This is a genomic window from Butyrivibrio sp. WCE2006 (assembly GCF_000701985.1).
Lineage (GTDB): Bacteria > Bacillota > Clostridia > Lachnospirales > Lachnospiraceae > Butyrivibrio.
The window spans coordinates 35,869-49,983 of the sequence record NZ_JNKH01000002.1 but is presented as its reverse complement, the minus strand read 5'-3'; the positions used below and the strand labels follow the sequence as shown (position 1 = coordinate 49,983).

Genomic DNA, 14,115 nt, shown 5'->3' with positions numbered 1-14,115 from the left:
TTACAATTCCCACTAATTCCTTATGATCAAAAACTATGATCATATTTTTTATGGAAGAGCTTGGCTGCAAGGAATGCTCCTCCCTTTTTTAACCAATTAATCGTCTCTATATGTACACATGGCAGCTCCTGAATCTGGTATCTGGGAATCGCTCCTGTTGTAACCTGATAATCAAGCCACACATTAAATATGAGCTCTGCTATTCTTCCAATGTAACGCCCCTGATAAGCGCTCAAATTCTTCTCGGGATATCTGTTCTCAACCTCCGCGAGAATACTGAACAGCCACTCACAATACTTATCAAGTACATCCCTGCGCATTATAAACATGTTAAACATATGTCCTGAAGTCTGAGTCATCACTCTCTCAAATGATTCCATGTAATCAGGATAAAGGTCCTTTATGACCTTACCGGTCTCATCAAGCTGTTCCACATAATGAGTGTGCGCATAATGCGATTGAAGAGTCTCTATATAATACTTTCTCTTTTTAGGTACTATAATACAATTTTTAGCCAAAAGACGCTTAATCTCTTCACCGCCCATGATCCTGTTAAAGGGATCATCCTCTCCCCTGGTCTCGGGTGAAGCAAAATATCTTCTGTAATGAACAAGTCCAATATAATCTGCTTTAAGGTTTTTCCAGGCCCAGTACAAACCTGTAAGCTCACAGTAACTGCTGTTTTTAAGCGAAATATTATCCCCAGTATTGTCCTTTTCATAAGGTGTAGAAGCTGCCTTCTTCTGACCTGCTCCCACCTGTAAAGGCATATACACCGGATCACTTGGCATTCTATATTTTTTTGTTGTTGCTATAATGATCTTTATATCGGGCATCTGCCGTTTCCTTCTTCATACATAATCGCCAATTTCATATGAGCAAGTCACGTCGGCTTCCATGTCTCACTGAAATCTGTACTAAAATTCTATTTTACATTACATTGCCATCTTTGTCCACGAGCACCCATGAGGGCCAGTATTCATGCATAAGCTGCGGTGTGACAGGCTGGTTATTTCGCATTGTAAGCGTCCTGACAAGTTTCCTGTCAGGCCTTTTATTTAACCTTGCTCCCCAAAATGAGAACGTGGAATTGGCACATATATTCCCCATGCAATGACTCATTAACTGAATATCAAGCAGTGAGTACTTTCCTGTGTTATGATCCACGATGGTGTACCTTTTGGGATCAGAATACTTCTGCCTTGCATATTCAGGGTCATTGGTAAAAATATAAAAATGCGTATCAGGGTTAAGAGCTCTGAAGTAATCCATGGCACTCTCATAGTATCTCTCAGTAGCGATATTTCCAAAGAGCGCTGCATTTTCAGGATCGAGATAATCGCCCCTTCTTATATGGACACTTACACTGGGAACGTTTTCCATCTCATTCATAAGATCCATATTTTTTATATTGATCTCCTGATCCGGATGTGTAGGGAAAATGAACAGTTCCCTAAGTTCATCCATGATGTCGTCATAGTATTTCTGACACGCAAAATACCCTTCTATATATTTGTCCTTGAGCTCAAATATCTCCGGATGATACATACAGCTTTCCGTAAATCTTTTACTTGCAGCAGGGATCAGCTTCTCAACAGCCTTCCTGAATACACTTCTGTCTTGAAAATATGCCCGTTCCTCATCTGTGCAGACAGGCAGAGGAAGATTCTGAAAATAGGAAAGCTCAAGCTGTCTCTTAGCCAGTACTCCACTTTGATTTTTTGAATCAAACCAGGATGTATCAAGTTTTATATCTTTGTCAGCTCCGGCTCTTTTCAGCTTTCTGTATATAGCGTACTGCTGCATCTGATTTCCGAGCCCGCCGGCAATCTGTATTATAAGCATTTAGAAAAGCTCCTTTATGTATCTCACGTTTAAATCCGCACGGGATATGTATTCCGGCATTATCGTATTTAACCTGTCCCTGATGGAATCTTCATTTTCAAGTATATAGTCAAAAGCCTTCACCAGATCCTCCTCGGTAGCAAGCTTTTGTACCGGCACCACATAGTTTTCATCAGTTCCAAAAAGGTCTCTTGCAATTCCTCTCGACTTTACGGAATATCCAAGAACAAGCGTAGGCACACAGGTTGAATAGGCTGCAATCGTGGAGTGCGTTCTTGCACCTATGAAAATCCTGCAGGCGCTGATTATTCCCTTAAGCTCCTTGGCTGAGGCATCCTCCACAAGTATAACCCTTCCGGTGTCCTTAAACTCATTATAGAGCTCAGTAAGCGGCCCTCTGTCATCATTACTCTTCCACACTACATGAGGAATAAGAGCAACGCATAAATCTCTCTTATCTTCCAGAATATGTCTTATAAGATTCCTGTAGTTTTCCATGGTAATTCCGGGCTTTGACTCTTTTCCCTGAACCATGGGACTTACATTTAATCCTATAGTCTTACCTTCGACAAAGCCTTCAGGAAGCTTTTTATTTTTAACAGGAAGCATAAATGCCGGATCCGGGCATAATTTCACCTTATCCTTTGGGATTCCTCCTGCAATCATTCCATCATAGGATATGGACTCTCTTACGGTTATGAGATCAAATTTCATAAGATCATCCTTTAGCGCAGGAACCGTATCAGGTTCAACAGAGCAGCCCATAAGAACCGAGGACATGCCTTTTTCCAAAAAGGCTTCATGAGCAAGCTTTAAATCATTCACCATCTCAGGATAACAATAATTATCCCCGCCTATTGAAACTGCAATGGGTCGCTTATAGGAACCTGCCTTTTTCAGAACGTCCTTAAACTGGTACCTGAGAAATGAAACCGCATCTCCTGTGAGTTTTCTATATACATAATAATAAATATGAGGTATAAGGTCCTCTGAAATAAGTCTCTCCTGCACAATTGAGCACTGGTTCTTTGAAACCCTGTCACCCAGACCGTATTTCAAGTCCTGCTCTTTGCTGTTTGAGATTATGATCGGAGGTATGCTTTCTTCACCCCCACATACCTTGTCAAAAGCTTCCAGCGTAGCATCTGCTATGGCTTCGCAGCCATGATTTCCGCTGCCTGCATGCATATAAAATAAAAGCTGCCTATCCATATCACTCCTCCTCCCAGGCATCAGGATCTAATCCCAATACTGTCTGGAAGCCATAATATCTTGCAATCATCTGATTATTCCAGTTCTGCCAGTCCTCTGTCACATCGGATTCAAAAGCTGCTGAATACTTATTGTCAAACTGACTGTGAAGCATTGGTATCTCTGCGTCAACCGCGCCTTCTTGGGCCTTCTCCTCAAGATATGCAAAGCGCTTATTCTCATCGCGATATATTCTCGCAAGATTTGCAGCATTCTCAATATAAGTAAAGGTCATAAAGATCAGCAAAGCTGCTACACTTCCAAGCTTAAGAGTCTTCATGAGCTCAGAAACATCACCCTTTTCATCCATGGTATTTACATTTGAAAATCCCTGGACTATGGCTACTATAAGAAAAATCCCGGCGCCAAAGTACGCTCTCACCTGAGGCGTAACCGTAAGAATCAGGCTGTATGATGTGGCAAAGAATATAAAAGCAAAAAGCCACATCTCTTTTAATGCTTCAAAATTCCTTCCCTGCACCACCAGCAATATAAAAAGAACTGCAAGTACGATCAGAAGAACCATGAATTCTTCCTTTAATGTAAGAGTTATTTTCAGGAATCTCGCCGCAATTGCCAAAAGACCTGTGTTTGACTCCTCCATATACTGAACTCTTATCTTATTCCCGGGGGCAAGCACCATAAATAATAGCCCGACAAAGGTTCCGGATATGGCGGTAATTGTCCAGGGAAAAATCTTTTTATAGTACATAACAATTATCAGCATAAGCAGGAGCAGTCCACCACTTGTGTTCTCATTACACCAGCCTGCTATGATACCCAGGATGAAAAAGCCGACACTTCTGATCAAAAGGTCACTTCCGGTACTTTTCCTTCCGGAAATACTGTCTCTGTAGGCTCTCCTGTAGAGAGTGATCATTGTCATTATGATCGTTGTGGTAAAAAGGTAGTTGCAGGCACCGGTCTCCCAGAGCACGGTTTCTCCAAAGGATATGCCTGTCATCCATATAAGCAATACTGATAAAAGATAATTATTTATGTTATATCGTACATTACTATCCACATTAAGATATATAAGTAAAGTAAGTGCTGTAAAGACCGCTGCCGAAAGGAAATTAAAAAAGACTCTTCCCCCAAAGGTGTGCAGGTCTATGAACATGCAGATTCTCAGCATTATATGGGCCACAGATCTCCCGGTCCAGGTCAGATACTGATTGTGTTCCTGCCCAAAAAGTTTAAGAAAATTACCTGCCTCCTCCACTTCTCTACCATAGGACATGTCATCCATAAGTCTGGGAGTCAGCATCTCATATATCAAAATGGTAATAAAGCACATTATTACTGATAAGATGAACAGTTTTTTTCTTGTGTTTTCTTCCTTTATCATCTCTTTTTCCATTGTCCGTATAATTTTATATATAAATCAGGACTGAATCTAAAAATCGCAACTTTTATCTTATAACCTGCTGAAAGCCGGTTATAGGAGCCTTTTATCCGCAGAGCTTTGCTAATAACCTGAGAAGCACTACCTATAACCTTATCCTTCATGACTTCTGCGGATATTTTATCTATATTCTCTCTCATATTATTTGATTTAGCAAATTTAGAAACCACTAACAGCGCTGCCATTATTCTAATGACTGCAAATTTCAAACGAGCTTTATCAGAGAGCTTATACTCAATTTTATTTAATCTTTCATCAGCTATATCCCAGCATTTTATCTGGTCAAAATAGGATGGCTTAAACTCTGTCAGCATAGCACCGCTGTCATTAAAGTTATACCTATAGCCGCTTCCGGTTATCATGCTGATGCACTTTTTACTACCTGCTTTTATAAGTATATCCAGCAGGAAAAGCATATCCTCACCAATGGTAATTCCCTCAGGGAATCTGATTTTTCCATCTTCTTCCAGAAGACTTCTTATGAAAAGCTTCCCCCATACGTGTGTATCCTCACTAAGGATCCCATCTTCAATATATCTGTATCCGGAAATCAGTTCATCCGTTTTGATCTTTCCGTCCATGATGACGATGTCTGCATTATTTTGCGCAGCACTCCTTAGAAGATCAGAAATATAGCTTTCTTCAACCAGATCATCAGCGTCAACAAAAGCGATATATCTGCCGCAGGAATTCTCAATACCAAGATTCCTGGCTTTTGATACACCGCCGTTTTTTACATGAAGTACCTTTACATTCGAAAATTGTGCAGAGAGCTCATCGCAGATTCTCCCTGTAGAATCTTTAGAACCATCATCAACAATGATGACTTCAATTATATTATCGCTTTTGGTAAAGCCATTAATTACATCTTCTGATATTTTCTGAGAGCATACTGATCTGACACAGTTTTCAATATAGTCCTGTGCCTGATAAGCCGGAATTATAACGCTGACCAACGGCTCTGCCATGGCTTTATTCATTAGTGTGCCCCCATCGTCACTCTGTCAAAACCCTTTATTATCATCCGAACTCCAAGTATTACCGGCGTGATTGGATGCCTCATACATAAGTATATCAGTTTATTTCCTTTTTCAGATACGGTAACAGGCGTGTTCTTAATAATGTCTGCCACCTCTCCTTTTCCAAACACTTCCTTTACTCTACCCGTAACATCCGGAGCATTGATCCTAAGCTCACTCTTCATAACCAGAAAAAGGAGTCTTACATACTCTCTGTCCATCTGCTCCACTGCATTAGAAACTCCCTTATCCTTCATGATGTCCAGAAAAGTCTTGTATATCATTTTAATGTCAGCAAGAAGTCTCTTGTCGTGGCCATGGGACATGGACTCTCCCACCGTCCTGTAATGATAAAAATATCCGTCCTCCACTACAGTGAGTCTGTCTGCATCAAGCAGGCACGGAAGGGTAATATTCACATCCTCCGCCATACGAAGATTAAAATTCAGATAATGCAGATTATCAAGGATAAGCTCACGACTTATAAGCTTCATGCATCTGGACATTGTTACAGGTCTGTTCTCTTCACCCAGAAGTCTCTTACGTACACTGTCAAGTGCTTCGTTTTCATAAACTCCCGGCGCTAATCCCTGAGTAGCTTTTCTTTTTTCGTTCTTCTTTTCAATTATATAATTACTGCTGATGATTTCCCTGATTCCGGGCTCTTTTGACACATACTTCAAAAGCTCCTCTATCATATTGGTTTCTACCCAGTCATCACCATCAATAAAGAGGGCGTATCTGCCATTGGCAGCCTTTACGCCCTCACTCCATGCAGATATCAGGCCACCGTTTTCCTTATGGATTACCCTGATGCGCTCATCCTTTGCGGCGTACTCATCGCAGATTTCTCCGCTTCCGTCGCTGGCTCCGTCATCCACCAGGATAATTTCCATATCTCTATAGGTTTGGTTTATAACGCTCTCTATACAACCGCCAATATATTCCCGAATATTATAAACAGGAATAATAACGCTAACCTCTTTATTTGCCATGTATTCCTCTCTTAACGTGCACCTCTTCCAAAAAGTACCACGCCTACAGTCTTTAAAAGAATACTGATATCAAGTCCTAAAGACCAGTTATCAATATACTGAAGATCCAGTTTTACAACATCATCGAAATCTTCTATATCACTTCTGCCGCTGATCTGCCACATCCCTGTAAGACCGGGAGTCATGCTGATTCTTCTTCTGTAGTACTGATTGTACTTTTCAAATTCATCCTCGGTGGGTGGTCTTGTACCCACAAGACTCATATCACCCTTAAAGATATTGAGGAACTGTGGAAGCTCATCGATACTTGTCTTTCTGATAAATGCTCCCACCTTTGTAATTCTCGGATCATCCTTCATCTTAAACATCAGACCGTTCATCTCGTTCTGATCCTCAAGCTTCTGTTTAACCTCCTCAGCATCGGTCCTCATGCTTCGGAATTTATAAATCTTAAAACGTCTTCCGTTTCTGCCGATACGAACCTGTGAAAAGAATACCGGTCCCGGAGAATCAAGCTTAATGGCAAGTGCCACAAAAGGAGTAACAATTCCTGTTATGGCAAGTCCTACCAAAGATCCTACTATGTCCATGACTCTCTTTAAGATAAGTGCTCTGTATCTCTCGGTTCCATGGATGTATGAAATAACAGAATAGGTTGCAAGGTTACCAACTGAAGTACTTCCTGCAATATTGGGAAGTTCTACGCAATAATGAACAGTTACACCCATATCTCCAAAAGCAGCAATTGTATCATTCAATGCTTTCTGGCTGATGTTGGGAGTGTATATAAATATCTCATCAACAGGATATGATGTCACTGTATCGATAAGATTATCTCTGTTAGCGATTATCTTTACGCCTCTGATCTCCTCACCGGACATATCCTCATCAAGGCAGACAGCTCCTTCAATGGAATAATTGAACTCAAGTCTGTGCTGAAGATGTCTGATAGTAGGCATCATGATTTCTTTCTCGGAAACCACAAGAAGCTTTATCGCAGAATCTCCATTCTGCCAGTAGTTTTTCAGGAACAGTTTTACCAACTGATGAAAAACAAATGTCAGAATGACATTTATCACTATAAAATAAAGCATAACCAGACGGGAGAACTGCTCCGCCAGCTTAAGCACATAAGCAACAGCTATAGTTCCCAGAATAAGCACAAACTCAAATTTTGCAATGGCTGCGCCCTCCTGCCATATGGTTCGCTTTAGAAATCCTCTGTTTGAATCAATTGCGAAAGTGTAGATCGTACAGATAAGTATCATAATAACGCAGATATAGAAGTGCATTGACTTATCCTGCATGTCCCTGAAATTCCAGAAACGGAAATATGTACCGAGCACGAATGAAATGATTATGGATATTATATCTACTATCCATAATGTGTAGTTAATTAGATACTTTGCTTTTCCTTGCACTGTTCTCCTCCCATCTGTCTGACAACAGATAAACCCCGGCGATGGGAAGCAAATAATTCCTACCTATAAAAGAAGAAACAAAACTTGCTTCAACCAGAGTAAATAAACTTACAGAGATTATCATGATCATAACACCATAATCTCTCCTCTGATACAACTTGAATATCAGATAAACGATCACTATCAGAATCAATATCGCGGGTATAATCCCATACCAGTAAAAAAGCCTGACCCACCCCATATCAAAAAAGGCATTACCACTGAACTCGTCTCCCCACAAGCTCCAGGTCTGAAGTGAGCCTTTATGCGGCTTTGTATCATAATACAACGACTGTATCCTACCTGTAAGCAGTCTGTCCAGCTTATAGTAAAACGGATACTTTTTCTTCCTTGCATATCTGCTTATGGCTGCTGCCCAAACTGAAAAGCCGACACATCCTGCTATCACCACTACCCCGGAGATATACAGAAGCTTTGACCTCTTCAGCGGTTCTATCCCATAAACCAAAAATGCGATCATGATAGTAAAAACCGTAAGCGCTGTACCTGTCCGTGAATATGTCAGAAAATATATGATCACATTAAATACAAGCGCGGCTAACATTATAACATTTCTTTTGAATTTCTCAAAATCTTTTATCAGATAAATGAACAAAACAGTGATAGAAAATATCACGCTCTGAAGGGTGTTGGGATGTCCGAAGCCAAAGGCATATCTGACTTCATCCGCTCCTCTTCCAAAATCACCAATAAGCTTTACATCTCCTGCAATACCAAAAACTGATCCTGCCACTATAATGAGAGCCCCGGCAACAGTTACTGCAAAGATATACTTTAACATTTTCTTTAGATCAGCATCCTTACAGGCTATCACAAACAATGAAAATCTGAGAAGATCATTATTCCCGGTAACCCTGTAGCCTATCACACTTATTACCCCTGTGATCACTATCACTATCCATTGTTTAACTGAATAGTGCGTCAGCAATAGTGCCAGTACCGTAAATATAAAGCTTACCCTGAAAACAGGCTTTGGACTCGAAAGCGGAAATACACTTCTTTCATATATCATCAGCAAAAGTTCTATGGTAAGAGCAATATATAAAAATATATTACGTAGTCTTGTGATAAACGATTTTTCCATCAAGTGTAGTCTCCACGATCTTTTCGTCACTGACTTCATATATAAGATCACATTTCTCGATTGTATTAAGCCTATGCGCGATGATCACCATCGTCTTCTTACCATGAAAGCTGTTTATCGCCTCCATAACCGCTGCCTCTGTCTCATTATCAAGAGCACTTGTTGCCTCATCAAAAACAAGAATCTCAGGGTTGTGGTAAAGAGCTCTGGCAATTCCGATTCTCTGTCTTTGTCCGCCGGAGAGTCTTACACCGCGGTCACCGATTTTAGTATCAAGACCTTCAGGCAAAGTTCTTATGAAATCAGCGAGCTGCGCTTCCTCACATACCTGCCATATTCTGTCTTCATCAATTTCATTTGCATCTATACCGAACGCGATATTGTCTCTGATTGACTCATCTATGAGATAGATGCTCTGCGGAATATATCCTATCTGTGCAAGCCATGATTCATAATTGCTGAAAATATTTGCCCCATCACAGAGAATTTCTCCACTCTGAGTGTGTAATAATCCAAGCAGAATATCTACAACGGTTGACTTTCCTGCTCCCGATGATCCCATGATACCAACTGATTTACCCTTAGCTACTGTCATATTGGCATCTGTAAAAATATTCTTATCGGAATCAGGATAAGCAAATGTAATTCCCTTGAGTTCAATCTTGTCACGAAGCTCTAAGGCAGGACCAGCTATAGCCATCCTCTCAGCCGCCATCTTCTTGTCTGTCTTCATGGACTCAGAGAGATTGTCATAGACGAAATTAAGCGAAGGCTCTTCATATGCAATCTCCGTAATATAAGTATTTATACGGTTTGCACTGGGTATAAGCCTTACAGCTGCAACACCAAAGGCTGTAAGGTGTGTAACCAGAAGCTTAGTATCTCCGCCCCGTGCCACATAGGCAATCATAAATCCAAACACAGCAGCCATGAAAACCGTCTCTATCAAAGACCTTGGCGAATTATTAAGAACCGTGTATCTGATGTCCGTTTCTGCACCGACTTTACCTGACTCATAATAATTTCTTATGAAAAAGTCCTCACGGTTTAATACTTTAACTTCTTTAAGACCATAGATAGCCTGAATTCTCCACTTTGCAATCCTTGAAGCAATGGACTGGTTCTTTCTTCCGATTTCGTTCATAAGTGGCTTTAAAATCTTGGTAATAAGAACAGTCATGCCTCCAAGCACCACTATCATAAGCAGCGCCATCTTCCAGTTGGTATAGATAAGGAAAATACCCAAAAATGATGAGACAACCAGCTCTGTACACAAATTCAAAAGAGCCAGCATCAAAGAAAATGTTTTTGGTATATCACCATCTGTAATACGGAATACCGTAGGTATATCCGCCCCAAGATAATCCTCATAGGGTCTGTTCAAAAACTCTCTCATAACTCTGGAGATCATGTCATTGCGAGTTCTTGAGATAAAGCTGTTCTGGACATATACCAAAAATATAAGATAAATATTTTTTACTATATATATTACAATTAGCAGCGATAACATAGCACAGATCAGCTTTGCATCGGTATCAAGCCCCATCGAATCCGTCAGGCTCCTCAATATCTTTATGCTGTCTATCTTTTCGCGCACCTTACCGGGATCAAGAATAACCCCTGCCACGGGAGCAAGGATTCCGACACCCAGTGTCTCAAATAAACCGCCGATAATTATCATAAATCCTAAAATTACCAGCATTCTCTTTTGTTTTTTATCAAAAATATAATTTATTTTGGAAAAAAGACTGAGTTTCTCAGCCTTCTTCTCCTTTGGATCAGTTAAACTCATAAATATCCTTTGTAATCGATTTATTTAAAGTTAAATACCCGCGGGCATCGCAAGATGAACATGCAGGCATGTTATCCTGACTCGTTCCTTAGTATGAATCAAATGCGCGTCATACGCTCAGTATAAATATCATCCATAGGCTTGTTATTGAGCCATTTTTTAGGCACAATAACAGTCTTATCCGGTGAATCATTGATCCACGCACTCCACCAGCTATAACTTGAATTTGCAAGAATATGGTGTTTGCACAGACTCATGAGCAGCATATCAGCTGCATCCTCATTTTCTTCGCCTGTATCTACAATGCGGAATTTCTTTCCTTTGACGTTCTCCTCACACCATTCCTTATCTGCAGTGAATACATAGAAAATAGCTCCCGGATGTTCGGAAAGCATTAGATCAATTGCTCTTTTATAATAATCAGTATCACAGATTCCGCCGTAGGTCTCAATGGCACCCGGCAGCAGGTAATCTCCTCTTCTCACATGAATACTGATGGATTCTGTTTCCCTTATCTGTCTGTACAACTCCCAGCTCTCTTCCGAGGTAAATACTTCGGCCGGATTAAAAGTAAATTCTTTCCGAAGCTGTGCTATAACATTCTTATCACTGAAATACTTATCACTTTGGAAATAGCCGTTTAAATAAGCTTCCTCCATTTCAAAGATCTTAGGATCAAAGATTCCTGTCAGTTCCTCATATTCTTTGGTTTTTCTCCCAAAAATCTTTCTGCGTATCCTGCTGAACAGATCCATATATGAATCCGTGATATCGACCACCTCGGCATCAGTTGCCTTATCATAGGTGATGCCAAACATATCCTCCAAAACCGGATCTCTTTGCGGGTCATCGCGAAATCCGTAGAAATTATCAATCTTAACTTCTCTCCCCAACGCTTTCAGTTGAAGATACAGGGCATATTGAAACATCTGATTACCCAGACCGCCCATCATTCTTATAATTATCATACGTCCCCCTGATCCTTACTTTATGTAAAAATGATCAAATATAAACCGATGCTCTAAAAACTTCTGCATCCTCTTTTTTTCTCTGGGATCTGCAATCCGGCAGCTATAGATTTTATCAAAATCATCTCTGCATCTCTCGGTGTAGGAAGTTATATCCTTAAGATACTTCTTTTTGTCACCAATCTTGTCAAGCTTTGCCTCAGTATAAAAATCCAAAAGCCTCTTATACATAAGATAGTCCTGGGTATATGCAAGATCATCTCTGCCGATTCCAACAAGGTAATCCCTGACTGATTTACAGGACGGTATCCACTCGGAAAAGATGGCAAAAAAGCCTTCCTGATCCTTCACGCTGTCCTTTCTGTCTATTATATAATGATAAAGCGGAGTGTCAACGAACACGGCCTTTTTTGCGCTTCCAAGGATTTCCAGCGTGAATCGCCTGTCCTCATAGAACATCTTATTGGGAAAGCTTTTATTCACAAGAAGGCTCCTGTGATAAAGCTTGTTCCACACCATGCTTCTCACAGGCAGAACATCTGATTCCTCTATGCAGCTGGCGATCATATCATCAAGCCCAAGCAGAAATACTTTTCCTGCTCTCATATCCTCTGTAAGTGGATGAATATCAATAGCCCTGTCTTCTTTATCCTCATAATAATCACAGATAGCAAGTTTACATTCTGCAGCCAATATAGCACTCATCATGTACTCATAGATATAGCTTTCCACATAATCATCGCCATCAAGGAAAGCAATGTACTCTCCTTTCGCCAGAGCGATTGCCTGATTCCTGGCAGTCCCCGGTCCCTGGTTCGACTGGTGGACTACTCTTAATCTCTTTTCCTGAGTCATATAATAATCGCAGATTCGCGCGGTATTATCTCTTGAACCATCATCTATTATAAGTATGTCCAGGTTCGAATAAGTCTGTGCCATCACCGACTCAATACATCTGGCCATATATTTTTCAACGTTGTAGCAGGTAATTGCCACCGTAATCAGGGGCTGCTCTGCCTTAGGTATGCCATCAAAATAAAAATGACTTAAATCTTTCATATATCCACCATTTTCATATATGCAATGTGTTAAAACGGTTTTTATTTTATCAGACTATTATAATCAAAGCTATTTAATAAAACTTTTTCCGTCATTAAGTAGTCGTCTACATTTTCACTGGTAATCCTGTCAGAGGAAGTAAACATATCTGTCTCCTCATAGCCGTTTTCATATTTTATTATGGTATCCATAATAAAACTGTTTACCTCCGCATCATAGTGAGCCTGATCTCTGTATTTTGACAGATCAGTTGTAATATCCGTATGAGTCGTAAAGCTGTAAATATGAATATTATCACACTCAAGCATCTGCCTTATGGCAGCTTCCTTATAAGCAAGAATCTCATCAAGCTCTCCCGCTTCATACAGATTCCCCCAATATACCATTGAATATGGAGGAAAGAAATATAAAAATTTCGTCTCCGGATGCTTCCTTGCAAGAGATACTACATTCTGCTCAATATTGGCATCAAGTATTTTAAACGCTTCTTCCTGTCCGGTGATAAGAAGCTGGCTCTCAGGCTCTTTAAACCTCTTCTTTCCCATTAGGACATAGTCTTTACCATACTTATTGTCCTGATCAGTATAGCTGTAATCATCAAAGCTTGTATGTCCCGGTTCCTCCCCCTGAAAATATGAAGCAAGGGCAGGGAGTGCATATCTCAAAAGCACATCTTTATTCAACAGATATTTTACATCATCTATAGGATTATCGTTTGTGATCCATTCAGGATATTCGCCCATATCCTCTCTGAGCTCATCCTTATCCTTAACAAGCAGTGAATAATCAAGCGGTCTCAAAACATATCTGGGATTATGTCCACTTCTGTAAGCCACCGCCAGATTGTCATTGATTTCTTTATATGTAGCACCTGAGTAAGTGACCTTTATCGTGCTAAATCCAAGTCCTTCCTCAAACTGACTTGCTTTAAAATTCTCAGACATTGAAGTTCCCGTAATTATTGCATCATAATCAAAATGCTTTGTAATCCCGTCATTTTGGGATCTCTGATCATACAGTTTATAGAAAAACAAAGGATTTGGTGCTCTGTAATGAAAAAACGGGTCCACAAAAAACACCACCCCTCCAATAAGGAACAGGGTAAGAATAGTCATGATCAAAATTGCCTTAAACCATTTTTTTGCAGACATCGGTTAACTCCATAATATTATTTTTTCCTCAAAAGCAGAGATTGCACTACTGAGAAAATTCAATA

At 40.2% G+C, this 14,115-nt stretch carries 12 protein-coding genes; all 12 read right to left on the bottom strand.

Annotated features, from left to right (window positions below):
* Window positions 1-26: 26 nt before the first annotated feature.
* On the bottom strand, window positions 27-836 hold the full coding sequence (locus T501_RS02160; RefSeq protein WP_026509844.1) for a DUF4422 domain-containing protein: 810 nt from the start codon (window positions 834-836) through the stop codon (window positions 27-29).
* A gap of 94 nt (window positions 837-930) precedes the next feature.
* A complete protein-coding gene (locus T501_RS02155; RefSeq protein ID WP_044913020.1) occupies window positions 931-1,845 on the bottom strand; it encodes an alpha-1,2-fucosyltransferase in 915 nt (304 codons plus the stop codon).
* Window positions 1,846-3,057 carry a polysaccharide pyruvyl transferase family protein gene (locus T501_RS02150; protein WP_044913018.1) on the bottom strand — a complete coding sequence of 404 codons (1,212 nt, stop codon included), beginning with the start codon at window positions 3,055-3,057 and terminating at the stop codon, window positions 1,846-1,848.
* A 1-nt stretch (window position 3,058) separates the two neighbouring features.
* On the bottom strand, window positions 3,059-4,456 hold the full coding sequence (locus T501_RS02145) for a DUF3329 domain-containing protein (RefSeq protein ID WP_155994767.1): 1,398 nt from the start codon (window positions 4,454-4,456) through the stop codon (window positions 3,059-3,061).
* Window positions 4,441-5,481: a glycosyltransferase family 2 protein gene (locus T501_RS02140; protein ID WP_044913014.1), complete on the bottom strand. Its 1,041-nt coding sequence runs from the start codon at window positions 5,479-5,481 to the stop codon at window positions 4,441-4,443. Before T501_RS02140 ends, T501_RS02145 begins: the two co-directional genes overlap by 16 nt.
* Complete coding sequence (locus T501_RS02135) at window positions 5,481-6,515, bottom strand: glycosyltransferase family 2 protein (RefSeq protein WP_026509840.1); 1,035 nt, start codon at window positions 6,513-6,515, stop codon at window positions 5,481-5,483. The genes T501_RS02140 and T501_RS02135 overlap by 1 nt, the downstream gene beginning before the upstream one ends.
* Window positions 6,516-6,526: 11 nt before the next feature.
* Window positions 6,527-7,936 (bottom strand): sugar transferase, encoded by a 1,410-nt coding sequence (locus T501_RS02130; protein ID WP_026509839.1) that lies wholly within the window; start codon window positions 7,934-7,936, stop codon window positions 6,527-6,529.
* Complete coding sequence (locus T501_RS02125) at window positions 7,908-9,080, bottom strand: hypothetical protein (protein WP_026509838.1); 1,173 nt, start codon at window positions 9,078-9,080, stop codon at window positions 7,908-7,910. The genes T501_RS02130 and T501_RS02125 overlap by 29 nt, the downstream gene beginning before the upstream one ends.
* Window positions 9,049-10,872 carry an ABC transporter ATP-binding protein gene (locus T501_RS02120; RefSeq protein ID WP_044913011.1) on the bottom strand — a complete coding sequence of 608 codons (1,824 nt, stop codon included), beginning with the start codon at window positions 10,870-10,872 and terminating at the stop codon, window positions 9,049-9,051. The genes T501_RS02125 and T501_RS02120 overlap by 32 nt, the downstream gene beginning before the upstream one ends.
* Before the next feature lie 98 nt (window positions 10,873-10,970).
* Window positions 10,971-11,840, bottom strand: a complete 870-nt coding sequence (locus T501_RS02115) for an alpha-1,2-fucosyltransferase (protein ID WP_049945697.1) — start codon at window positions 11,838-11,840, stop codon at window positions 10,971-10,973.
* Between the two features lie 15 nt (window positions 11,841-11,855).
* On the bottom strand, window positions 11,856-12,899 hold the full coding sequence (locus T501_RS02110; protein ID WP_044913009.1) for a glycosyltransferase family 2 protein: 1,044 nt from the start codon (window positions 12,897-12,899) through the stop codon (window positions 11,856-11,858).
* A 41-nt stretch (window positions 12,900-12,940) separates the two neighbouring features.
* Window positions 12,941-14,050: a hypothetical protein gene (locus T501_RS02105; protein WP_044913007.1), complete on the bottom strand. Its 1,110-nt coding sequence runs from the start codon at window positions 14,048-14,050 to the stop codon at window positions 12,941-12,943.
* Window positions 14,051-14,115: the final 65 nt, after the last annotated feature.

Excerpts from the sequence above, each read along its gene's own strand:
- T501_RS02160 (WP_026509844.1), bottom strand. The coding sequence starts at position 836 with ATGCCCGATATAAAGATCATTATAGCAACAACAAAAAAATATAGAATG.
- T501_RS02135 (WP_026509840.1), bottom strand. The coding sequence starts at position 6,515 with ATGGCAAATAAAGAGGTTAGCGTTATTATTCCTGTTTATAATATTCGG.
- T501_RS02115 (WP_049945697.1), bottom strand. The coding sequence starts at position 11,840 with ATGATAATTATAAGAATGATGGGCGGTCTGGGTAATCAGATGTTTCAA.
- T501_RS02145 (WP_155994767.1), bottom strand. The coding sequence starts at position 4,456 with ATGGAAAAAGAGATGATAAAGGAAGAAAACACAAGAAAAAAACTGTTC.
- T501_RS02110 (WP_044913009.1), bottom strand. The coding sequence starts at position 12,899 with ATGAAAGATTTAAGTCATTTTTATTTTGATGGCATACCTAAGGCAGAG.
- T501_RS02120 (WP_044913011.1), bottom strand. The coding sequence starts at position 10,872 with ATGAGTTTAACTGATCCAAAGGAGAAGAAGGCTGAGAAACTCAGTCTT.
- T501_RS02155 (WP_044913020.1), bottom strand. The coding sequence starts at position 1,845 with ATGCTTATAATACAGATTGCCGGCGGGCTCGGAAATCAGATGCAGCAG.
- T501_RS02105 (WP_044913007.1), bottom strand. The coding sequence starts at position 14,050 with ATGTCTGCAAAAAAATGGTTTAAGGCAATTTTGATCATGACTATTCTT.
- T501_RS02150 (WP_044913018.1), bottom strand. The coding sequence starts at position 3,057 with ATGGATAGGCAGCTTTTATTTTATATGCATGCAGGCAGCGGAAATCAT.
- T501_RS02140 (WP_044913014.1), bottom strand. The coding sequence starts at position 5,481 with ATGAATAAAGCCATGGCAGAGCCGTTGGTCAGCGTTATAATTCCGGCT.
- T501_RS02125 (WP_026509838.1), bottom strand. The coding sequence starts at position 9,080 with ATGGAAAAATCGTTTATCACAAGACTACGTAATATATTTTTATATATT.